This window comes from Rheinheimera soli (assembly GCF_031457405.1).
In the GTDB taxonomy this organism is placed as follows: Bacteria; Pseudomonadota; Gammaproteobacteria; order Enterobacterales; family Alteromonadaceae; genus Pararheinheimera; species Pararheinheimera soli_A.
Map to the genome: position 1 here is coordinate 15246 of NZ_JAVDWR010000017.1, position 21758 is coordinate 37003.

Genomic DNA, 21758 nt, shown 5'->3' on the forward strand with positions numbered 1-21758 from the left:
AACAAATCATTGAATAAAATGAAGGTTTTAAAAAGGCAGACCCTCGCGACTAAAGTGCGTGCCGCCGCAATACACACAAGCCCCTAATTCAGCCGGATGATAAAAGGCCTGTTGTTGCTGACACTGTTGGCATTGGTATAAACCCATCCCCACTTCTTCTCCTTGTTGATAAGTGCCCTGATGTTCAAAATCCTGCATCAATTCCTGCCACTCAATCTGAGTTTTGTCGGTAATAAGCGAAAGCTCATACCACAAAGTTTCAGGCCAGAGTGATGGCGCCTGTTCAGCTTCACTGGCCTGACGTTTAAAGGTTTCGATAAAGAGTTGTGTTTCATAAGCTGTCAGCTCTTTGCCCGCTTTGACATAAGCTTTAACTGTGTCGGCAAATTCGACCAGATGATCCAGTTGCTGCTGCCGCCCTTCGTTGAACATATCCGCTAACTCATTGAGCCATTTCTGATATTTATCTTTAAATTCGGACATAAAACCTCCTTACTACTTTTCTTTAGTATAGTCGGCTGCAAACAAGCCACTGTGTTTTAAACCTGTTGCAAGGCTTTTTAGTCGCAAGGCTATTGCGGCTTTTTGCTCTGAAGCTCAGTCTGCACACAGAACTTGAAAAGGGATTGTGAATGAAATTTTATTTTGCTTTTAGCGCTTTTGCTTTGTTATTCAGTGCCTGCAGCACTGCACACTACTTTCCTCCTGCAGGGCAGTGGCAACAAAAACCTGCCGCCGAATTAAAAGTAAATGCAACTTTGCTGCAGCAGGCAGTCGACTACGCCATAGCTGCAGAAAACAAAGCAGACCGGGATCAGGCCATAGTGCAGGCCACCACTTTTGGTGCCAAAGAGCCCTACGATCAGATTATTGGCCCAATGAAAACCCGCGCCCCAGCCAACGGCATCATTATTTACAAGGGTTCAGTGATAGCGCAGTGGGGCGATACCCAGGCTGTAGATATGACCCACAGCATCGCCAAAACCTTTTTAACGACTGTGACAGGTCTTGCCTGGCAACAAGGACTAATACATAACCTACAGGATAAAGTGAACCCCTACATGCCGCACGGCGTCGATTTATATCAGGGTGAACACAACAGCCAGATTCGCTGGGATCATTTGCTGCGCCAAACCAGTGACTGGCAAGGAACCTTATGGGGCAAACCTGACTGGGCCGACAGACCTGAAGGCAAAACACCATCCGACTGGCCAAAACGGCCTTTGCGCGCACCAGGAAGCCATTACAAATACAATGATGTGCGAATTAATCTGCTGGCGTTATCCACTTTGTATGTCTGGCGTAAACCTTTACCCCAAGTGCTGAATGAGCAGATTATGACTCCTATAGGCGCCTCATCCACCTGGCGCTGGTATGGTTACGACAATAGCTGGATTGAACTGGATGGTCAGAAAATGCAGTCGGTGTCCGGTGGTGGTCATTGGGGCGGCGGTATCTTTATTAATGCCTGGGATTTAGCCCGTTTTGGTTATCTGTTTTTACGCGACGGTCAATGGCAGGACAAGCAACTCGTCAGCAAAGAATGGATCAAAATGGCCAGCACTGGCGGCTCAGCCAACCCTGAATATGGCTTTGCCAACTGGTTTTTAAACCCGGGCCGTAAAGCGTTGCCGAACGCACCTGAAACGGCGGTAACCTTCCAGGGCGCTGGCCGTAATATCATCTACATCGACAAAAAAAACGATCTGCTGATGGTCGCGCGCTGGATAGGTAATGGTGATGAGTTGGATCAACTGGTGGGCAAAGTGCTGAAGTCCCTGCCATCCAACGCAAGTAAATAACTGACACCCCATTTTTCTGCTGCGAGCTTTTTATGCTGTGTAATAGCGATATTCCGCAGCCTTAGTGTTGTTGCGCCCCCCTCGCTTGCGGTATGCTAGCGGCAATTTTTCCCGCCGGTTTTATCGGTCTGGTTTTGACTTCACGTTGGAAGGTTTTTAATGCACGAACAATATAATCCGCAGTTGATTGAACAACAACTGCAACAGGAATGGGAACAAACAAAGGCCTTTAAAGTAGTGGAAGATGCTTCGAAAGAAAAATTCTACTGCCTCTCCATGTTTCCGTACCCAAGTGGCCGTTTGCATATGGGCCATGTGCGTAACTACACCATAGGTGATGTGATCAGCCGCTTTCAGCGCATGCAAGGCAAAAACGTGATGCAACCTATGGGTTGGGACGCCTTTGGTTTACCAGCGGAAAACGCTGCTATTGCCAATAAAACAGCACCAGCTAAATGGACTTACGCCAATATCGACTATATGAAAGGCCAGCTGAAACGCTTAGGTTTTGGTTACGACTGGGACCGCGAAGTGGCGACCTGTAAACCTGAATACTACAAGTGGGAACAATGGTTTTTCACTAAGTTGTTTGAAAAAGGCTTAGTCTTCAAAAAAATGGCGACAGTGAACTGGGACCCTGTGGATCAGTGCGTTTTAGCGAACGAGCAAGTGATCGACGGCCGCGGCTGGCGTTCAGGCGCCTTGGTAGAACAGCGTGAACTGGCGCAGTGGTTTATTAAAATCACCGACTACGCCGAAGAGTTATTACAAGACTTAGATCAGTTAGACGACTGGCCTGAGCAAGTTAAAACCATGCAGAAAAACTGGATCGGCCGCTCAGAAGGCGTTGAGATCGAGTTTAAAGTAGCTAATTCTGACCAGACCATGTCGGTCTACACCACCCGCCCTGATACCTTATATGGTGTGACTTACGTTGCCGTTGCTGCCCAGCATCCATTAGCCCAGCAAGCTGCTGTGAATAACCCTGAATTACAAGCTTTTATTGACGACTGCAAAGGCGGCAAAATGGCCGAAGCCGATATGGCGACCATGGAGAAAAAAGGCGCGCCAACAGGTTTATTTGCTATTCACCCCTTAACAGGTGAACAAGTCCCGGTCTGGGTTGCTAACTTTGTCCTGATGCATTACGGCTCAGGCGCAGTAATGGCCGTGCCTGGTCACGATCAGCGCGACTTTGAGTTTGCCACCAAGTACGGCCTGGCGATTAAACAAGTAGTGCAACCTGAAGCTGGCAGCGCCTTAGTTTGCGATTTAACCACTGCCGCCTTTACAGAAAAAGGTGTGCTGGTCAATTCTGCCGAATTTAACGGTTTAGATTTTGCCGCTGCTTTTAAAGCTATTGCCGACAAATTAACTGCCATGGGTATTGGTCAGGTCAAAGTGAATTACCGTTTACGTGACTGGGGTGTATCCCGTCAGCGTTATTGGGGTTCACCTATACCTATGCTGACGCTGGAAGATGGTACTCAAGTGCCAGTACCAGAAGATATGCTGCCGGTGCGTTTACCAGAAGATGTGGTGATGAACGGCGTGACTTCGCCTATCAAAGCCGACCCGGAGTGGGCAAAAACCACCTACAACGGCCAGGCCGCTTTCCATGAAACCGACACCTTCGACACCTTTATGGAATCGAGCTGGTACTATGCCCGTTACTGCAGCCCGGATCATGACAAAGCCATGCTGGACCCGGCCAAAGCCAACTACTGGCTGCCTGTTGATCAGTACGTGGGTGGTATTGAACATGCGATCCTGCATTTATTGTACGCCCGCTTCTTCCACAAACTGTTACGTGACGTAGGTTTAGTCCAGTGTGACGAACCCTTTAAACGTTTATTGTGTCAGGGCATGGTATTGGCAGAAACCTTCTACCGTGAAACTGAAAACGGCGGCAAAGAATGGTTCTCCCCTGCCGATGTAGCCACAGAACGTGACGACAAAGGCCGTATTACTGCTGCAGTATTAAAAGCAGATGGCCTACCTGTGTTGTCGGCTGGCATGAGCAAAATGTCCAAATCAAAAAACAACGGTATTGACCCTCAGTTGGTAATCGATCAGTACGGTGCCGATACAGTGCGTTTATTTATGATGTTTACCGCGCCACCGGAGCAAACTCTGGAATGGCAGGATTCAGCTGTTGAAGGTGCAAACCGTTTCTTACGCCGTATCTGGACTTTAGCTTCTGAGCACAAAGACTTGTTTGGCGCAGCTGCCACGGCGCTGGAATTAAACTCAGACCAAAAAGCCTTACGCCGCGACATTCATAAAACTATTGCCAAAGTATCGGATGATATTGGCCGTCGTTACACCTTTAATACCGCTATTGCTGCCATTATGGAGCTGGCGAATAAGGTGCAAAAAGCCCCGGTGGAGACAGACGCCGACAAACAAGTGAAACGTGAAGGTATTCAGACTTTAATTCAGTTACTGAACCCAATCACGCCTCACTTGTCTCAGCACCTGTGGCAGGAATTAGGGTTCAGTGTTGCACTGGAACAAAGCCCGTGGCCGGTGGCTGATGCCGCTGCTATGGTCGAAGATGAAAAACTGGTGGTGGTGCAAATTAACGGTAAAGTCCGCGCCAAAGTGACAGTGTCAGCTGATGCTACTGAACAACAGGTGCTGGAACTGGCCCATGCTGAAGAAAATGTGCAGCGTTTCCTTGAAGGTGTCACTATTCGTAAAGTGATTTATGTGCCGGGTAAACTGCTGAGCTTAGCCGTAGGATAAAATGAAAAAACACTCCGTATGGACAGGGCTGCTTGCAGGCAGCCTGTTATTGACCAGCTGCGGTTTCCACTTTCGTGGCAGCCTGCCGCTGGAACGTTACCCGGCTATTTTTGTCGATGCCAAAAAGCATTCGGAACTGGCAAGCTTGTTATCGGAACAATTGGAAAGTAATAAAGTAAAACTGCTGAGCGAGCTGGATCCAAAAGCTCCGGCTCTGATGCTGCAGCAAGATAGCCTGGAACGCCGTACTTTATCCTTATTCCCTAACGGTCAGGTCGCAGAATATGAACTGATCTACAGAGTGAAGTACCAGTTATTGCTGCCGGATCAAGAACTGCAAGAGTTTCAGTTTGAATTGACCCGTGATTATCAGGACGATCCAAACCTCGCTCTTGCGAAAGCCAAAGAACTTGATCTGCTGCTTCAGGAGTTACGTTCTCAAGCGGCCAGCCGTATTATTCGTCAGTTAAACCGGATCCACTAATGCTAAAACTGTATAGCAATCAGCTTGCTGCACAGTTACAAAAAAACCTGGCACCGGTGTATCTGGTGTTTGGTGAAGAGCCGTTGCAAAAACAGGAAAGCATAGATTTAATTCGTGCTGTTGCGAAAAAACATGGCTTTGATGAAAGGCAAAGTTACAGCTGGGACAACAGTTTCAGCTGGAACGACTTTCTGATGGAACTGAATAATTTATCCTTATTTTCGCCACGTCGTGTGTTTGAGCTCGAACTGCCGGCTAAATTGCCCACAGGCGCCACCGACCTGTTAAAACAACTGCCCTCTTTATTGCATCCGGATCTGATCCTGGTGTTACACGCTGCCAAAAATGCCAATGACTACGCTAAATCGGCCTGGTTTAAAACTCTGGCAGAACAGGCAGTGCAGGTGCAGTTTTATCCACTGGACGATCAGCAGTTTCACCGCTGGTTACAGCAACGTGCCTCTGCATTGAAACTGCATTTAACCCCGGATGCCATCACGCTGATGCAGCATCACTGCGCAGGTAATCTGTTGGCTGCGGCACAAGAGCTGGAAAAACTCGGCTTAAGTCTGGTTAGCGGTACTGTAGATGCAGAACTTTTAGAGCAGCATTTAGCCGACCAATCGCATTTTTCTGTATTTCAATTAGTGGATGCCTTGCTGTCAGGTCAAGGCAACGAAGCCTTGCACCGCCTTGACCGTTTATTACAGCAAGATACCGAACCTGTGATTATTGCCTGGCAATTGCAAAAAGAAGTCACCACCCTGATGCAAATGCATTTAGCCCAGCAGCAAGGTAAACCACTGGCGGATTTTTTCAAAAAGAATGCCATCTGGCCTAAGCGTCAGCCTATGTATCAAACAGCGGTATCACGTTTACCGGCAAAATGGCTGGGTTATGTACAACAGGAACTAGCCGCTTTTGACCGTGCTTTTAAATCCGGTGCTTTAAATAAACCTGAACTGGCTTTGGCGCATTTAGTCAGTTTACTGGTCAGCCCCATATCCAAAGTATTTTTATTGCAGCAGCGTTATGCCGACTTCACGCCCTGATCGCGCCTTTGCCGTGTTTGGCGGCACCTTTGACCCAATACATAAGGCACATTTAGCTTGTGCTCAGTACGTGTTAGCACATTGCGCTGTCAGTGAAGTGCAATTAATGCCTTGTCACCTGCCGGCGCATCGCGCCAGTCCTGGCGTTAGTGCAGAACACAGAGCGGCCATGGTACAACTTGCCATTGAGCATGTTCCTGGCCTTTCTCTTCAGCCACTGGAGCTAAATAAACATAGCCCTTCCTACACTGTCGACAGTTTGCGTTTATTGCGGGAACAACATCCACGGGGTGGCTTATTGTTTGTGATGGGTATGGATTCATTGGCGTACTTTAAACAATGGCATCAGTGGCAAAGTATTTTGCAGCTGGCGCATCTGGTAGTCTGTCAACGACCTGGCAGTACAGCAGCAGATGGCGATTGCCCGGAACTACTCGAACAGTATGGCACCAGGGCCTTACAAGATCTGCATTTACTGGATTCGGGCAAAATCATGTTGCTGGATAATCCCCCTCTTGAGCTTAGCGCTACTGAAATCCGGGCCTTGCTGGGAAAAAACCAGCAAAGTGCCGAACTAAGTCAGCTGATACCAGCCGAAGTATTGCAGTATATAAAAACAGAAAGGCTGTACAGCAACGTATAAGATCGCTGCAAGAAGTGTTAACATACCGCGTTTTTAGATCCCGGAGTAAAAAGTGCAAGCACAAGAGTTATTAGCATTCGTCCTCGACAAGCTGGACGACATGAAAGCCAAGGATATTGTCAGCCTGGATGTCAGTGAAAAATCCAATGTGACGGATTCGATGGTGATCTGCTCAGGCACCTCAAACCGTCATACCCGTTCTATTGCAGATCATCTGGCCAAAGAAGCGAAAAAAGCGGGTATCAGTGTGTTAGGCATTGAAGGTGAAGGTTCAGGTGAGTGGGTTCTGATTGATTTGGGTGACGTGATTGCCCATGTTATGCAGGAAGACAGCCGCAGTTTTTACCAGTTAGAGAAACTCTGGAGCGTTTAACGGCATGAAGTTAATGCTGATTGCAGTCGGCACTAAAATGCCTGATTGGGTCACTACGGCTTATGAAGAATATGCCCGTCGTTTTCCACGTGATTTGCCACTGGATTTGATTGAAATTCCTGCTGGTAAACGCGGGAAAAATGCGGACATTAAACGTATTCTGGAAACCGAAGGCGAAAAAATGCTGGCAGCTGTCCCAAAAGGCGCCCGCATTATTACGCTGGAGGTGGAAGGCGCCAACTGGAGCAGTCCACAGCTGGCACAAAAACTGACACAATGGCAAATGGATGGCCGGGATGTCTGTTTACTGGTGGGAGGCCCGGAGGGTTTAGCACCAGCTTGTATAGCGGCCAGTGAAGGCAAATGGTCATTGTCTGCTTTGACTATGCCACACCCCATGGTTCGTGTGGTATTGGCAGAAAGCCTGTACCGGGCATGGAGCATCAGTACAAACCACCCATACCATCGCGAATAACCATGATGAAGCAGCTCCCATCCATTCAAACAAACGCCACACAAAACCAGCTATTTCATCAAAAGGCCTGGTTTGATTTTGCTAAGGCAATGATTTGTGGGAGTATCAGTACCAACCACCCTCTCCTTGCATATAACCGCGAATAACCATGATTAAAAGACGCCCCTCCATTCAGGACCCTGCAGCTGAAAGCCAGATGTTTAATCAAAGGGCTTTGTTTGGTTTTATGGTGGTGATGATTTGTTTTTTGGTGGTGGTGTTTAACCAATATAAGTTACAGGTGGTGATGCACGACCATTACGTGACTCGTGCCGATGGCAACAGGATCAAACTTATTCCACAGCCGCCAAACAGGGGGCTGATTTACGATCGCAACGGTATTTTATTGGCCGAAAATCGTCCTATTCATTCGGTAGAATTGATCCCAGAGCAAGTGAAAAACATCCCTGAAATGCTGGCAGAACTAGCCAAACTGATTGAGATTTCTCCAGAGCGTCAGCAAGAGTTTTTAAAAGAAGTGAAATACCACAGACGTTTTGTCAGCATAGCTGTCAAAGAGCATCTGACTGAACAGGAAGTGGCTATCATAGCGGTTAATCAGCACAGATTACCTGGAGTCACTTTAGAAGCCCGTTTAACCCGCCACTATCCTTATGCTGAACTCTTTACTCATGCCATAGGTTATATCGGTAAAATTAACGCCAAAGAGCTGGATAAACTTGAAGAAGAAGGCGTTACAGCAAACTACGCTGCCAGCCGGGATATAGGCAAAATTGGTCTTGAACGTTATTACGAAAGCCAGCTGCATGGTCAGGTGGGGTTTCAGCAGGTGGAAGTAAATAACAGAGGCCGGGTGATCCGTATTCTCGATTCCAAACCTGCGACTTCAGGTGATGATCTGATCCTGTCCATTGATATGCATCTGCAACAAAAAGCCAAAGAGCTGCTGGGCGAAAACCGTGGAGCTATAGTGGCTATGGATCCGCGTGATGGTGCCGTGATCGCTTTTTACAGTAATCCAAGCTACGACCCGAATTTATTTGTGCACGGCATCAGCGGTAAAAACTACCGCGAATTGCTGGAATCTCCTGACCGTCCTTTAGTAAACCGTGTTACTCAGGGCGTGTATCCACCCGCCTCAACCATCAAACCTCATATGGCGATATTAGGTTTGGAGCACGGAACTGTCACAGAACAAAGCCGTATCGCTGATCCGGGCTTTTACAAGCTGCCGAATTACAGCCGGCCTTACCGCGACCACGTCAGATGGGGCCATGGCTGGGTGGATGTGTACACTGCAATTACTAAAAGTTGTGATACCTACTTTTATGACTTAGCGGTAAAGCTTGGCATAGATCGTATTTCTGATTATATGAAAAAGTTTGGTTTTGGCTCCCGTACCGGTATAGATGTAATGGAAGAGAGTGCAGGCCTTATGCCATCAAAAGAATGGAAAAGAGCACGGCACAAACAAAACTGGTTTCCTGGTGACACAGTGTCTTTGGGGATAGGCCAAAGCTACTGGAGCACAACCCCTATGCAGCTGGCATTATCTACCGCTATTCTGCTGAACGACGGTTTAAAACCTACGCCGCATATGGGCCGTTATTTTCGTAACCAGCTGAAAGATACCAACCTTATTGCTCCGCTGGAACGTGTTATAGAGGTCAAAAACCCCAAAAACTGGCACATTTCCAAAGAAGCTATGCGTCAAACTCTGATGGTACAAGGCGGCACCGGTTTTAATGCCTTTAAAGGCATCAGTTATAGCGCCGGCGGCAAAACAGGCACAGCACAGGTGATTAATATGGCAGCCAACCAAAAGTATGATGCCAATGCAATTAAAGAAGTCCATCGTGACAACGCTATGTTTATCGGCTACGCACCAGCAGAAAATCCAACCATTTCATTGACGGTAACTGTTGAAAACGCTGGCGGTGGTGGTTCAAATGCTGCGCCAATAGCCCGTAAAATGATGGATTATTACTTCACACGTCAAAGCGCAGCAGGAGCCCAACCATGAGTCTGCTGAAAGACCCAAGCCATAAAGGACTGCTGGCCAAGCTGCACTTAGATGGCCCTTTATTAGCGGGTTTGTTACTACTGTGTATTACAGGGTTATTTGTGCTCTACAGTGCCAGTGGCCAGCACTGGGATATGATGGCGGCGCACAGTACCAGATTAGTCATTGCATTTGGTGCTATGTTGTTTTTAGCCCAGGTGAAGCCTCAAACTTTTAGCTTCTGGTCTGTACCGTTGTTTTTGGCAGGTACTGCGATGCTCGTTATGGTATTGGCTTTTGGCCATGTTGGCAAAGGCGCACAACGTTGGCTGGATTTAGGTTTTATGAAGTTTCAGCCTTCTGAAGTGATGAAACTGGCCGTGCCTATGGCTGTGGCCTGGTATGTATCCTCCCACCCATTACCGCTGAAATTCCGGCATTTGATCATCGGTTTTATAATGTGCGCTATTCCAACTGTGCTTATTCAACAACAACCCGATTTAGGCACCTCCATTCTCATTTTTGTAGCTGGCATTTTTGTACTGTTTTTAGGCGGTATGAGCTGGAGAATAATCACAGCACTGGCGTTTATTATTCCTGCAGGTTGCTACAGTATGTGGCTTTTTGTGATGCACGACTACCAGAAACGCCGGGTGTTAACCTTTATCAATCCTGAAAGTGATCCTTTAGGCTCTGGCTATCATATTATTCAGTCAAAAATCGCTATAGGTTCAGGTGGTTTTGAGGGCAAAGGCTGGATGCATGGTACTCAGTCTCAGCTCGAATTTTTACCGGAGCGTCATACTGACTTTATATTTTCTGTCTTCAGCGAAGAGCTTGGCATGATAGGAGTATTATTCCTGCTGGCCCTGTATGCCTTCATCATTGCCCGTGGTTTGATTATCGCAAGTCAGGCTCAGGACAATTTCAGCAAGTTGCTGGCTGGCAGTATTACCCTGACATTTTTTGTTTATGTTTTTGTCAACATTGGTATGGTATCCGGATTATTACCTGTAGTGGGAGTTCCCCTGCCTTTGGTGAGCTACGGCGGGACATCCATGGTTACACTGATGGCAGGTTTTGGTATGCTAATGTCCATCAGCACCCATAAACGACTTTTAGCTCAGCAGTAGAAGATACAGAAGAGAATGATAAAAAAATTAAGCGCGTTATGTTGTACTTTGATGCTGGCTTCCTGTTCACAAACTCCGGCACCGGCACAAAAATCAGCCCAAACTAAACCAGCACCAAGCTGGGAAGAACCTAACAAAGGCCGTTATTCACAGGCGACGGACAGCCATCCGGATCGGTTACCAACCTTACTGGAGATGACGGATCCTGAACCAAGGGCAGAAGCACTCAGCCGTGGTGGTAACAAGCCTTACAATATTTATGGTGTGGATTATTCACCCCGCACCGATCTGATGGAATACAAAGAAACTGGTATAGCCTCCTGGTATGGTCATAAATTTCATGGTCATCTGACCTCCAACGGTGAAGTTTATAATGTGTTTGCCATGTCAGCTGCACATAAAACACTGCCTTTACCTTCTTATGTCCGGGTCACCAACCTCGACAACGGTAAATCAGCCATAGTACGGGTGAATGACCGTGGCCCTTTTCATCAGGACAGAGTGATCGACTTGTCTTATTCGGCTGCTTATAAAATTGGCATGATGGGCAGAGGCACGGCCCGGGTTCAGGTAGAACTGCTGGCATCTCCTGCTATGGTCAATCAGGAAAGTTATGCCATGGGATTGGGCAATAAAGGCAATCAGTTTGAAGAAACGACAATAGCCTCAAACCCTGCTGGTCCAAGGCCAGGAAGTGTCGCTGCCCCTGCTACTCCTGTTAGAACAACTCCAGCTGCCGCCATACCGGCGCCGGTAGCTGCGGGATCCAAAGTGACAGGCTGCTTTATTCAATTGGTTGCCAGCAGTAATAAAGACAAACTGCAGAAGTTAGGTATGGATTTACAGCAACAATGGTCTATATCCACACAAATTAACGATGGCAATGGAATTTTCCGTTTACTGGCGGGTCCAATGCCATCTGCGGCCGAAGCGAACAGCTGGCTGGAACGTTTTAAAAGTGCTGATTATCCATCGGCTTATATTACAGATAAAAAAAGCTGTGGTTAAAACCACGGTTGATTTCGTTTAAGAATGAACTCAGCTCAACAACATAAGAAAGGTCTCATGAATACGTACTCCAGAATTTTTATTGCTTGCTCCTTTGGTGTTGCCAGTTTTTTAGCAGCCGGACAAACAGCACCACTGACAGCGTCACAAATGACGCCACAACCTCCTGAAGTGAATGCCAAAGGTTATATCCTGATGGATTACCATACAGGTGCTGTTTTGGCCGAAGGCAATGCAGACGGTTTATTAGCACCAGCCAGCCTGACTAAAATGATGACCAGCTACATTATTGGTACAGAAATTAAAAACGGTACTATCAAACCCTCGGATCCTGTCACTATCACTGAAAATGCCTGGGCTAAACAGTATTCAGACTCTTCCAAAATGTTTATCGAAGTAGGCAAAACCATCAGTGTGGAAGAGTTAAACCGCGGCATTATAGTGCAATCAGGTAACGACGCTTGTGTAGCAATGGCGGAACATATAGCAGGCACTGAAGGCGCTTTTGTGGAACTGATGAACGCCCATGCGGTGCGTTTGGGCATGGACAACAGTACCTTCACCAATAGCCATGGTTTACCTGATGAAAACCAGCGAACCACAGCCCGTGATATGGCCAAACTGTCTATCGCTTTAATTCGGGACACGCCGGAAGAATACAAAATTTACGCTGAAAAAGAGTATGTGTTTAACGGCATTAAACAATACAACCGTAACGGTTTGTTGTGGGATAAAAGCCTGAACGTAGACGGCATCAAAACAGGCCACACCTCAGAGGCTGGTTATAGCCTGGTGACCTCGGCTACTAAAGATGATATGCGGCTGATTTCTGTCGTCATGGGTACTGACAGCGCAAAAATCCGTGAAGCAGAAAACAAAAAATTACTGACCTATGGCTTTCGTTTTTTCGAAACATTTTCTCCTTATAAAGCCGGTGAAAAGTTTGCTGAACAACGGGTATGGCAAGGTACCAAAGAGATCATTACTTTAGGTGTGCTTTCTGAAACCCCTATTACTTTGCAGCGTAATCAGCGTAAAGATTTAAAAGCTGACTTTAAATTGAATCAGGAACTGATTGCCCCCATATCTAAAGGCCAGGTACTGGGTACTGTTTATCTGAAATTAGGTGACAAAGATATCGCCGAGTTCCCGCTGGTCGCGCTGGAAGATATCGAACAGGCTGGCTTATTCAGCCGCTTAGTAGATATGGTGAAAATGCGCTTCCAATAAGTATGGAAACATAGCCAGAGATAAAAACAGTCCCGGCAAGTCCGGGACTTTTTGTTAGAATAGATCAAGATTATTTTTGTGAGCAGAACATCATGACAATTGAAGTAAAAGACACCCGCTTTGATGAATTTTTAGAGTTTCCATGCTCTGTAAACTTTAAAGTGCTGGGCGTCGCTGTGCCAGAGCTGGTGGATCATATAGTGGTTGTGCTGCAGGAACACGCCAAAGCGGACGACTACAATCCGCAAATTCGGCCTAGCAGCAAAGGCAGCTATCACTCTGTATCAGTATCTGTGACCGTGACCAGCAAAGAACATATGGAGCTGCTGTACACAGAACTTGGCCGTTTAGAACTGGTTCGCTATGTGATCTGATGAGTGACACTGCCCTTTTTAGTGGTAGTGCGGGTATAATGCCGGCACTTTCAACTGAACCGGAGTTCGTTGTGGTTGATTCTCAAGGCTTAGTGATACGGAATTTAGGGCAAAAGCCTTATATTCAGGTATGGCAGGCCATGCAAAAATACACAGATGAGCGGACTGAAGATAGTCCGGACGAGCTGTGGTTTGTTGAACATGACCCGGTATTTACCCAGGGTCAGGCCGGTAAAGCAGAACATCTGCTGATGCCTGGTGATATTCCTGTGGTGCAAGTCGACAGAGGCGGCCAGGTCACTTATCACGGCCCTGGTCAACTGGTTGCCTATGTGTTGCTGGATATCAAAAGACGTAAGCTGGGCGTACGGGAACTGGTGACCTTAATTGAACAGGTGATCATTAAAGCTTTAGCTCCTTATGGCATTGAAGCTTATGCCAAAGCCGATGCACCTGGTGTGTACGTGCAGGAACAAAAAGTCGCCTCGCTTGGATTGCGGGTAAGAAAAGGCTGTACCTTTCATGGTCTGGCTTTAAACGTGAATATGGATTTGTCACCTTTTTCCAGGATCAACCCATGTGGTTATGCCGGCATGCAGATGATCCAAACCAAAGATATTGCAGGTCCACAATCTGTGGATGAAGCCAGACAGGCGCTGCAGTCACAATTTGTTGCCCGGTTGGCCGCAAGCCAGACTGAACACAAAACAGGGTTAAGTGAGTAATATGACCATCAAAACAGCTCGTATGGAACCAGGCGTCAAATTACGGGATGCCGACAAAATGGCCCTGATCCCAATCAAAGTGTTGCCAACTGAACGTGAAGAATTGTTACGTAAACCTGACTGGTTAAAAATCAAATTACCACGCAGCACAGACCGCATAGAACAAATCAAAGGCGCTATGCGTAAACATGGTTTGCACTCAGTCTGTGAAGAAGCCTCCTGCCCTAACCTGTCAGAATGTTTTAACCACGGCACAGCAACTTTTATGATTTTAGGTGCCATTTGCACCAGACGTTGCCCGTTTTGTGATGTGGCTCATGGCCGCCCTTTGCCTCCAAGCGCGGAAGAGCCGGAAAAACTGGCCTTAACTATTAAAGACATGGCGCTGAAATACGTGGTGATCACTTCGGTAGACCGTGATGACTTACGTGATGGCGGTGCTCAACATTTTGCCGACTGTATCAGCTCTATTCGTCGTGAAAGCCCGGCCATCAAAATTGAAGTACTGGTACCGGATTTCCGTGGCCGTATGGATGCAGCGCTGGACATTCTGACGCAAACGCCACCAGACGTGTTTAACCACAACCTGGAAACAGCGCCACGTTTATACAAACTGGCACGTCCGGGCGCTGACTATAAATGGTCATTGGAACTGCTGCGCCGCTACAAAGAAGCCCATCCTGAAGTGTCGACTAAGTCAGGCCTGATGGTAGGTTTAGGCGAAACCACAGAAGAAATTATCGAAGTGATGCGGGACTTACGTCTTCATAACGTCGATATGCTGACCGTAGGCCAATACCTGCAGCCAAGCAAACACCATTTACCAGTGAAACGCTACGTATCTCCGGACGAATTTGACGAGATCAAACGTATTGGTTACGAGTTAGGCTTTAAACATGTCGCTTCCGGCCCTTTCGTGAGATCCAGTTATCACGCCGACCGCCAGGCAGCTGGTGAGGAAGTCAGCTAGTAACTAAGTGACTGTGCAGGCAGTTAAATTTAGCTGCCTGTGCTGTCTTTTCATGCCGGAAACAACTATGCTCAACGCAAAGAACTAAAGGATTTGGTATGGACAACAGACGTTTTAGCCGGGTGTTATTTTCCGGTCCTGTACAACTGAAAAATGCAGACACTCTGTACACAGGTCAGTTGCAGGATTTGTCGCTCAAAGGTGCTTTGTTACAACTAGATGCAGCAACAACTTTGCAATCAGGCCAAAGCTTCCAACTGCAGTTTCAGTTGAACGAGTCCGGCGTGGATTTGTTTATGGATGTGACTGTGGCGCATTTGAATGGCTCTTGTGTGGGTGTACGCTGCGATAAAATTGATATCGACTCTGCCAGCCATTTACGCCGTTTGCTTGAGCTGAATTTAGGTGATGCCGATTTATTAAGCCGCGAGCTTACGGAGCTGTCGGAATAGCCGAGGCCTCTTGTAACAAGTGCTGAGCATCCGGATAACCTTGTTTAGCAGCCTGATCCATCAATAAACGCCAATGGTACCAATCCTGTTCTTGCCTGGCTAAATAAGCATAAAAATACTGCACCGGCATAATCAATTCTGGCTGTGCCAACACCTTCTGCATCAGTTTAAAGTACAGTTCCGGAATCTCTGCTTCGTGTGAGCGCATAAAACTCATAGTAGCCACTGGTGCAAAAGCCTGTACGCCCGCATTGTCACAACTTTCCACTGGCTGCATCTGAATATCATGCCTTTGCAATTGCCAATGCTGCAGGTATAAATCCAGCTGGGTTTGATCAGTCAGTAAATTAGGCCGGATTTTATCGCTACGACACTCAGCTTGCGCCACTTCTGTACTTAAACTGTATTCATCGATAAAGCCCAGGATATGGGCGAATTCATGCCTGAATACCTCAAAAGAGCTGCTTTCAGCCAGCTGCACTATGCCATTGTTATAATTGGCAGTGCCTTCACCTGCAACCACCAGTAATTGACTAAATCCGCCCTGAGCCACATCAGGCTTCAATACCTGATATTGACACTGAATCCGTTGTCCGGCCTGATAACTGCACTGTAAGTCGGTACTGTTCATGCGCTTTTCAGGTAAAAAGCAAACTGGTAAAGAGGAAAGCTGAGAGTCCTGTTGCCACTGTTGTTGTAACAGCTGCAATTGACGGCTACCCGCTTTGGATTGCACTACAGGTTGTAAAGTTAAACTACAGGAAAAATTTGAGTTTGATGCAAAGTAAGCCGGGCTCTGAGCATAATGCCAAAGGCCATAATCAGCGGCTAAATCAGCCTCTGCTGCGTTTACACTCTGTTGTTGCTGTAGATGGTGCTCAAGATAGCTTGCTGTCGCTAAAAAGCCATCCTGACGCTGTTTTAATGCAAGTAAAGCATCAAGCTCATTGGTCAGCCCTGCATCCAGCGCTTTTTGATACCAGTTCAGTGCGGCAGGAAAGTCACCTTGCCGTTCACGTTTTTTTGCCAGCAGTACGGCGGCAGCGCCATGACCTTGCTGTGCTTTATCCATCAACTGTTGTTCAGGCAAATGCTCCAGCGCAGGTTCACAGCCAAGCAAACAGCTGAATAAAAGAATGCCCGGAGCATTTTTTATATAAAAAAAGCCAGAAAACCGGCTTTTTTTATTTAATCGCATCTGTCTGTTATTCAACAGGAAGTGCACTGGCATCTAAACCACGCAATCTGTTCATCTCTATACGGGCATAACGGTGTTCAACAAACTCATACACATTAGTCGCCAGTACTTTTTTATAGTAATCCAGCGCTTTAGTTGGGTTTTGTTGCTGATGCCATTTGGCCAGGTAGAAATAAACTTCGCATAAACGCTCAGCCAGTTGCTGTTGATCGGTATTCAAAGTGGCGGCAACGTCCAGTAACTCTTGTTCTGAGATTTTACCCAGATAAAAAGCCACTATCTTGCTGGCCCAATGGTCCGGATCTAATTTAGCCTGATTTAAAGCTAAACGCGCCTGAGCTTCAGGAACAGATAAATTGGCGTCAGCAAAATACAACCACAATGAACGGTATGGATCTTCAGGTTTCGCCTGATGAAACTGTTCAAAGTCGCCTACAGCCAACGCAGTTTTACTGTCGTACAGCAGCGCTATACCCCGGTTTAGATAGGCATAATCATAATCAGGTGCCAGCTCTAAAGCAGCATCAAAAGACTCATAAGCTTCGGTGTAGTTGCCCACCAAAGTGTGGTGAATACCAATAAAGTTATAGGCATCCGCCATATCGGGCTGTAACCGTAATGCACGCAAAAAATCAAAACGGGCTAATGAACGTAAACCGACACTGTCGTACATCACACCGCGGTCGTAAAACAACCGGGCTCGCTGTTCATCTGTGGTTTCGGTTTTGGTCAGCAGCTCAGAAATTCGCGCTATTGCGATTTCAGTGCGGTAAGAAACAGGAACTGACTCTGGTGCAAGTGGATTTTCCACCAGTACAGCAACCTCAGTTGAAGGTTTCTGGGCGCAAGCGCCCAGAGCCAGCAGTACTGCAAGCAGCACTGCACTTTTGGTCAGGTCGGAGACCTTACTGAGCTTCAACAGCATCGGCAGACTCAACAGCTGCAGGCTTGTCCTGAGCTTCTTTAATGCTTAAACGCACACGACCCTGCTTGTCTACTTCCATCACTTTTACAGCAACTTTCTGACCAATGACTAAGTGATCAGCTACATTGCTCACGCGCTCATCAGAGATTTGTGAAATGTGAACTAAACCGTCTTTGCCTGGCAGAACGTTAACGAAAGCACCAAAGTCAACAATACGTACTACTTCGCCCTGATACACAGCACCCACTTCGATTTCAGCTGTAATAGCTTCGATACGGTTGATGGCAATGTTGGCAGCTTGCGAGTTAGTCGCAGCAATTTTCACTGTACCGTCATCTTCGATTTCGATAGTAGTACCAGATTCTTCAGTGATCTGACGGATCACAGCACCACCTTTACCAATCACGTCACGGATTTTTTCCGGGTTGATTTTTAAAGTGTAGATACGTGGAGCATGTTCAGACAGCTCTTCACGGTGCGTGCTGATTGCCTGGTCCATCACGTTCAGAATGTGAATACGGGCAGCTTTGGCTTGTTTCAGAGCGATCTGCATGATCTCGCGGGTGATACCTTCAATTTTGATATCCATCTGCAGCGCAGTGATACCTTCAGTAGTACCGGCTACTTTAAAGTCCATGTCACCTAAGTGATCTTCATCACCTAAAATGTCAGAAAGAACAACGAAATCGTTACCTTCTTTCACCAGACCCATAGCAATACCAGCTACTGATGCTTTGATTGGTACACCAGCATCCATCAGAGCTAATGAAGAACCACACACAGAAGCCATAGAGCTTGAACCGTTTGATTCAGTGATTTCAGATACCATACGTACTGTGTATGGGAAATCATTGAAATCTGGCATTACAGCAGCTACACCACGTTTCGCTAAACGGCCGTGACCGATTTCGCGACGTTTTGGTGAACCTACCATACCTGTCTCGCCTACTGAGTACGGAGGGAAGTTGTAGTGGAACAGGAAGTTGTCAGTTTTTTCGCTCAGTAAGTCATCTACTGTTTGCGCATCACGGGCAGTACCTAAAGTACAGGTTACTAAAGCCTGAGTTTCACCACGAGTGAACAAAGCTGAACCGTGTGTACGTGGTAATAAACCAGTCATTACACTTAAAGCACGGATCATTTCGTTGTCACGACCATCAATACGTGGTTCGCCTTTGATGATACGGCTACGTACGATTTGGCTTTCCAGGTTGTGGAAAATCTCGTTGGCTTCAGTTTCGTTAAAGCCTTCGCCTTCCGCTAATTCAGCTTTGATTTTAGCGAAGACTTCAGCTTTGATTGCGCCAATGGCTTCGTAACGTTTTGCTTTTTCAGTGATACGGTAAGCTTCGCCAACAGGAGCTGTTGCCAGTTCAGCAATTTTGCTGGTCACTGTCGCGTTTTTCACCGGAGCAACCCAGTTCCACACTGGTTTAGCAGCTTCAGCCGCAAATTCATTGATAGCGTTGATCACAGTTTGCATCTGGTCATGACCAAATACGACTGCACCTAACATCACTTCTTCTGACAATACGCCAGCTTCAGATTCAACCATCAATACAGCGTTTGCAGTACCTGCAACCACTAAATCCAGTTTGCTGTCTTTTAATTCAGTTTCTGACGGGTTTAACACGTACTGGCTGTTTACATAACCTACACGGGCCGCGCCTAATGGACCACTGAACGGGATACCAGAGATAGCCAAAGCAGCAGAAGTAGCGATGATAGAGATAATGTCCGGCTGAATTTCAGGTTGTACTGAAACTACAGTAGCTATTACCTGAACTTCGTTCGTGAAGCCTTCAGGGAATAATGGACGGATTGGACGGTCGATTAAACGTGAAGTTAACGTCTCGCCTTCTGACGGACGGCCTTCACGCTTGAAGAAACCACCAGGGATGCGGCCTGCCGCATACGTTTTTTCCTGATAGTTCACGGTCAGAGGGAAAAAGTCCTGACCTGGTTTTGGTTGTTTTTTAGCGACCACTGTGACTAACACAGAGGTATCACCCATGCTTGCAAGTACGGCCGCGTCAGCTTGACGGGCGATAACGCCGGTTTCCAGAGTGATAGTGTGTTGGCCAAACTGGAATGATTTTACGATGGGGTTCACTGATTATTTCCTTTCTATTTTTCGCGTTTTTTCGCGGAGTCTTTTGGTCTGTTTTTCGCGGCACAGTATAGCCTGTTACAAGGCTGAAAAGATAGCTGGCACCAGAGTCGCAGGGTATAAAATTTAAGCATGTCCGGGCGGTAAGAACATCATGAAGGCATTAAGTTGCATTGAGATGAATTTTTCTGTTTTGAAGGCGAAAAAAAAGCCAGTCTAGGACTGGCTTTTTCAGGCATAAGCTGCGAATTAACGACGCAGACCTAAACGCTCGATCAGAGTAGCGTAACGCTGACCGTCTTTGCCTTTTAAGTAATCTAATAACTTACGACGTTGGCTAACCATACGTAACAGGCCACGACGTGAGTGGTGGTCGTGCTTGTGGTCAGCAAAGTGTGGTTGTAACTTAGCGATAGTTGCAGTTAATAATGCAACTTGTACTTCTGGTGAACCAGTATCGCCTTGTTTAACTGCGAAATCTGCTAAGATTTGCGCTTTTTCAGCTGTAGTTAGTGACATAGAGCCTCCAATAGAGAGATATGTTGTGCCGGCCACTAATCCAGCAACAACGAAAATGAGCGCGCATTCTATGCGCTTTCTACCCAATAAACAAGTAATAAAGCATTAAACTGGGGTTTGCCACACACTGGTATTCAATAAACGTCGTACCGACAGCACGCCAGCCTCTAACGAGGCCACACCAATAAACTGCTGCGCAGGGCCATACAATTTAATAGCATCAGCGGCTTCTGTGCCTAGATCAGTCAGTTCGGATTCATTTAACAGCACAGTCTGGCCATGCACCAAACGTTTTTGCTGCGCTTCAGTGAGCTTGAGTTCCGGTAAACCGGTTAAAGCTAAATCCATTGGCAACAATAAAGCGTCTAAGCCAGCCCAGTCTTGCTTTTCGTTAAACGGCACTAACTGTTCCTGCGTCAGCATTTGCGCGGCATCAAAAGGCCCCACATGAATACGACGTAAGGCGCTGACATAAGCACCTGAACCTAAAGCCTCACCTAAATCATCGATTAAGGTGCGGATATAAGTGCCTTTGCTGCAATGCACCAGAAAGCTGGCGTATTCGCCGTCAAACTGCTGCAATTCAAAACGGAATATGGTGATAGGCCTGGCTTCACGTGGTACTTCAATGCCCTGACGGGCATATTTGTACAGCGGCTGCCCCTGATACTTTAAAGCAGAAAACATAGTCGGAACTTGCATCTGCGGGCCACGGAACTGCTGCATCATTTGCTCAAGCAGGGCTTGATCAAAAGTCACTGGCTTACGGCTGATGATTTCACCTGCCGCATCACTGGTATCAGTACGCAAACCAAAATGCGCTGTCACCAGATAAGTTTTGTCTGTATCCAATAAGAACTGACAAAACTTAGTGGCTTCACCAAAACAAATCGGCAATAAACCACTGGCCAGTGGATCTAAAGCACCGGTATGACCGGCTTTTTCCGCCTGATACAACCAACGCACGCGCTGCAAAATACCATTGCTGGAAATTTCTAACGGCTTATCAAGTAACAGAATGCCGTGGACAGCACGACGCGCCATTACTCGTCCTCGTCCTGGTCGACCTTAGGTTTACGCTCTGGTTCCTGGCCTGCATCAATACGGCGTTTCTCATCTTCACGGCGTACCTGTTCAACCAGATTTGCCATATGAATCCCCTGATCCAAAGACTGGTCAAAGTAGAAACGTATAGTGGGCACAATACGGGCCTGAATACGCTTAGCGATCAAGCTACGGACATAACCGCAGGCGTCGTTTAAAATATCCAGGTTTGCTTTTACCTTGTCAGCTTCTAAGCCTAAAAAAGTAACAAAAATTTTGGCGTGTGATAAATCACGCGACACGTCCACATCAGACACTGTAATCATGTTGTGTAAACGTGGGTCTTTGATTTCACGTTGTAAAATCACTGCGATTTCCTGCTGCATTTGCTGCGACAGACGGTCTACCCGGGTAAATTCTTTAGCCATAACTCTTTCCAACACATTTGAGCAGAAAGAAACAGGGGCCTAAGTAAGCCCCTGCTGATCTCT

At 46.9% G+C, this 21758-nt stretch carries 22 protein-coding genes; 15 read left to right on the plus strand and 7 right to left on the minus strand.

All coding sequences use genetic code 11. The features are described 5' to 3' along the window. Positions 1–27: 27 nt before the first annotated feature. The gene (locus tag J2W69_RS17135; RefSeq protein ID WP_310280758.1) at positions 28–483 is read right to left on the minus strand and encodes a zinc ribbon-containing protein; all 456 of its coding nucleotides are present in this window, start codon (positions 481–483) and stop codon (positions 28–30) included. A gap of 149 nt (positions 484–632) precedes the next feature. Between J2W69_RS17135 and J2W69_RS17140 the strand changes: the two genes are divergently transcribed. The 15 genes from J2W69_RS17140 to J2W69_RS17210 all read left to right on the plus strand — a co-directional run bounded on the left by J2W69_RS17140 (position 633) and on the right by J2W69_RS17210 (position 15471). Continuing rightward, positions 633–1802, plus strand: coding sequence for a serine hydrolase domain-containing protein (locus J2W69_RS17140; protein WP_310280760.1), 1170 nt, complete (start codon positions 633–635; stop codon positions 1800–1802). A gap of 159 nt (positions 1803–1961) precedes the next feature. Beyond that, on the plus strand, positions 1962–4550 hold the full coding sequence (leuS, locus tag J2W69_RS17145; protein ID WP_310280763.1) for a leucine--tRNA ligase: 2589 nt from the start codon (positions 1962–1964) through the stop codon (positions 4548–4550). Position 4551: 1 nt separating this feature from the next. Continuing rightward, a complete protein-coding gene (locus J2W69_RS17150) occupies positions 4552–5034 on the plus strand; it encodes an LPS-assembly lipoprotein LptE (protein ID WP_310280765.1) in 483 nt (160 codons plus the stop codon). Continuing rightward, positions 5034–6086 carry a DNA polymerase III subunit delta gene (gene holA / locus J2W69_RS17155; RefSeq protein WP_310280768.1) on the plus strand — a complete coding sequence of 351 codons (1053 nt, stop codon included), beginning with the start codon at positions 5034–5036 and terminating at the stop codon, positions 6084–6086. Before J2W69_RS17150 ends, holA begins: the two co-directional genes overlap by 1 nt. Continuing rightward, on the plus strand, positions 6067–6729 hold the full coding sequence (nadD, locus tag J2W69_RS17160) for a nicotinate-nucleotide adenylyltransferase (RefSeq protein WP_310280770.1): 663 nt from the start codon (positions 6067–6069) through the stop codon (positions 6727–6729). Before holA ends, nadD begins: the two co-directional genes overlap by 20 nt. Positions 6730–6781: 52 nt before the next feature. Beyond that, on the plus strand, positions 6782–7102 hold the full coding sequence (gene rsfS, locus J2W69_RS17165; RefSeq protein ID WP_310280772.1) for a ribosome silencing factor: 321 nt from the start codon (positions 6782–6784) through the stop codon (positions 7100–7102). Positions 7103–7106: 4 nt separating this feature from the next. Beyond that, positions 7107–7577, plus strand: a complete 471-nt coding sequence (rlmH, locus tag J2W69_RS17170) for a 23S rRNA (pseudouridine(1915)-N(3))-methyltransferase RlmH (RefSeq protein ID WP_008900365.1) — start codon at positions 7107–7109, stop codon at positions 7575–7577. Between the two features lie 148 nt (positions 7578–7725). Then, entirely contained in the window at positions 7726–9600 is a 1875-nt protein-coding gene (gene mrdA, locus J2W69_RS17175) for a penicillin-binding protein 2 (RefSeq protein ID WP_310280776.1), read from the plus strand. Then, positions 9597–10712, plus strand: coding sequence for a rod shape-determining protein RodA (gene rodA, locus J2W69_RS17180; protein WP_310280778.1), 1116 nt, complete (start codon positions 9597–9599; stop codon positions 10710–10712). The genes mrdA and rodA overlap by 4 nt, the downstream gene beginning before the upstream one ends. Before the next feature lie 15 nt (positions 10713–10727). Further along, positions 10728–11720: a septal ring lytic transglycosylase RlpA family protein gene (locus J2W69_RS17185; RefSeq protein ID WP_310280780.1), complete on the plus strand. Its 993-nt coding sequence runs from the start codon at positions 10728–10730 to the stop codon at positions 11718–11720. Between the two features lie 57 nt (positions 11721–11777). Then, entirely contained in the window at positions 11778–12950 is a 1173-nt protein-coding gene (locus J2W69_RS17190) for a serine hydrolase (RefSeq protein WP_310280782.1), read from the plus strand. A 92-nt stretch (positions 12951–13042) separates the two neighbouring features. Beyond that, positions 13043–13324 (plus strand): DUF493 family protein YbeD, encoded by a 282-nt coding sequence (gene ybeD, locus J2W69_RS17195; RefSeq protein WP_008900370.1) that lies wholly within the window; start codon positions 13043–13045, stop codon positions 13322–13324. A 71-nt stretch (positions 13325–13395) separates the two neighbouring features. Continuing rightward, positions 13396–14049: a lipoyl(octanoyl) transferase LipB gene (gene lipB, locus J2W69_RS17200; protein WP_405047899.1), complete on the plus strand. Its 654-nt coding sequence runs from the start codon at positions 13396–13398 to the stop codon at positions 14047–14049. A gap of 1 nt (position 14050) precedes the next feature. Further along, a complete protein-coding gene (gene lipA, locus J2W69_RS17205; RefSeq protein WP_405047900.1) occupies positions 14051–15019 on the plus strand; it encodes a lipoyl synthase in 969 nt (322 codons plus the stop codon). 98 nt (positions 15020–15117) lie between these two features. Beyond that, a complete protein-coding gene (locus J2W69_RS17210; RefSeq protein WP_008900373.1) occupies positions 15118–15471 on the plus strand; it encodes a PilZ domain-containing protein in 354 nt (117 codons plus the stop codon). Here the strand turns inward: J2W69_RS17210 and J2W69_RS17215 are convergent. The 6 genes from J2W69_RS17215 to rbfA form a co-directional block, all read right to left on the minus strand. Continuing rightward, complete coding sequence (locus J2W69_RS17215) at positions 15452–16669, minus strand: hypothetical protein (RefSeq protein ID WP_310280785.1); 1218 nt, start codon at positions 16667–16669, stop codon at positions 15452–15454. The genes J2W69_RS17210 and J2W69_RS17215 overlap by 20 nt on opposite strands. A gap of 7 nt (positions 16670–16676) precedes the next feature. Beyond that, a complete protein-coding gene (nlpI, locus tag J2W69_RS17220) occupies positions 16677–17594 on the minus strand; it encodes a lipoprotein NlpI (RefSeq protein WP_310280787.1) in 918 nt (305 codons plus the stop codon). Continuing rightward, positions 17575–19707 (minus strand): polyribonucleotide nucleotidyltransferase, encoded by a 2133-nt coding sequence (gene pnp, locus J2W69_RS17225; protein ID WP_264343238.1) that lies wholly within the window; start codon positions 19705–19707, stop codon positions 17575–17577. Before pnp ends, nlpI begins: the two co-directional genes overlap by 20 nt. A gap of 246 nt (positions 19708–19953) precedes the next feature. Continuing rightward, on the minus strand, positions 19954–20223 hold the full coding sequence (rpsO, locus tag J2W69_RS17230) for a 30S ribosomal protein S15 (RefSeq protein ID WP_008900377.1): 270 nt from the start codon (positions 20221–20223) through the stop codon (positions 19954–19956). 105 nt (positions 20224–20328) lie between these two features. Then, positions 20329–21267 carry a tRNA pseudouridine(55) synthase TruB gene (gene truB, locus J2W69_RS17235; protein ID WP_310280789.1) on the minus strand — a complete coding sequence of 313 codons (939 nt, stop codon included), beginning with the start codon at positions 21265–21267 and terminating at the stop codon, positions 20329–20331. Then, the gene (gene rbfA / locus J2W69_RS17240) at positions 21267–21695 is read right to left on the minus strand and encodes a 30S ribosome-binding factor RbfA (protein ID WP_310280791.1); all 429 of its coding nucleotides are present in this window, start codon (positions 21693–21695) and stop codon (positions 21267–21269) included. Before rbfA ends, truB begins: the two co-directional genes overlap by 1 nt. Between the last annotated feature and the right edge of the window lie 63 nt (positions 21696–21758).

Coding starts and splice junctions, on each gene's coding strand:
- J2W69_RS17135 (WP_310280758.1), bottom strand. CDS start 483: ATGTCCGAATTTAAAGATAAATATCAGAAATGGCTCAATGAGTTAGCG.
- J2W69_RS17140 (WP_310280760.1), top strand. CDS start 633: ATGAAATTTTATTTTGCTTTTAGCGCTTTTGCTTTGTTATTCAGTGCC.
- leuS (WP_310280763.1), top strand. CDS start 1,962: ATGCACGAACAATATAATCCGCAGTTGATTGAACAACAACTGCAACAG.
- J2W69_RS17150 (WP_310280765.1), top strand. CDS start 4,552: ATGAAAAAACACTCCGTATGGACAGGGCTGCTTGCAGGCAGCCTGTTA.
- holA (WP_310280768.1), top strand. CDS start 5,034: ATGCTAAAACTGTATAGCAATCAGCTTGCTGCACAGTTACAAAAAAAC.
- nadD (WP_310280770.1), top strand. CDS start 6,067: ATGCCGACTTCACGCCCTGATCGCGCCTTTGCCGTGTTTGGCGGCACC.
- rlmH (WP_008900365.1), top strand. CDS start 7,107: ATGAAGTTAATGCTGATTGCAGTCGGCACTAAAATGCCTGATTGGGTC.
- mrdA (WP_310280776.1), top strand. CDS start 7,726: ATGATTAAAAGACGCCCCTCCATTCAGGACCCTGCAGCTGAAAGCCAG.
- rodA (WP_310280778.1), top strand. CDS start 9,597: ATGAGTCTGCTGAAAGACCCAAGCCATAAAGGACTGCTGGCCAAGCTG.
- J2W69_RS17185 (WP_310280780.1), top strand. CDS start 10,728: ATGATAAAAAAATTAAGCGCGTTATGTTGTACTTTGATGCTGGCTTCC.
- J2W69_RS17190 (WP_310280782.1), top strand. CDS start 11,778: ATGAATACGTACTCCAGAATTTTTATTGCTTGCTCCTTTGGTGTTGCC.
- ybeD (WP_008900370.1), top strand. CDS start 13,043: ATGACAATTGAAGTAAAAGACACCCGCTTTGATGAATTTTTAGAGTTT.
- lipA (WP_405047900.1), top strand. CDS start 14,051: ATGACCATCAAAACAGCTCGTATGGAACCAGGCGTCAAATTACGGGAT.
- J2W69_RS17210 (WP_008900373.1), top strand. CDS start 15,118: ATGGACAACAGACGTTTTAGCCGGGTGTTATTTTCCGGTCCTGTACAA.
- J2W69_RS17215 (WP_310280785.1), bottom strand. CDS start 16,669: ATGCGATTAAATAAAAAAAGCCGGTTTTCTGGCTTTTTTTATATAAAA.
- nlpI (WP_310280787.1), bottom strand. CDS start 17,594: ATGCTGTTGAAGCTCAGTAAGGTCTCCGACCTGACCAAAAGTGCAGTG.
- rpsO (WP_008900377.1), bottom strand. CDS start 20,223: ATGTCACTAACTACAGCTGAAAAAGCGCAAATCTTAGCAGATTTCGCA.
- truB (WP_310280789.1), bottom strand. CDS start 21,267: ATGGCGCGTCGTGCTGTCCACGGCATTCTGTTACTTGATAAGCCGTTA.
- rbfA (WP_310280791.1), bottom strand. CDS start 21,695: ATGGCTAAAGAATTTACCCGGGTAGACCGTCTGTCGCAGCAAATGCAG.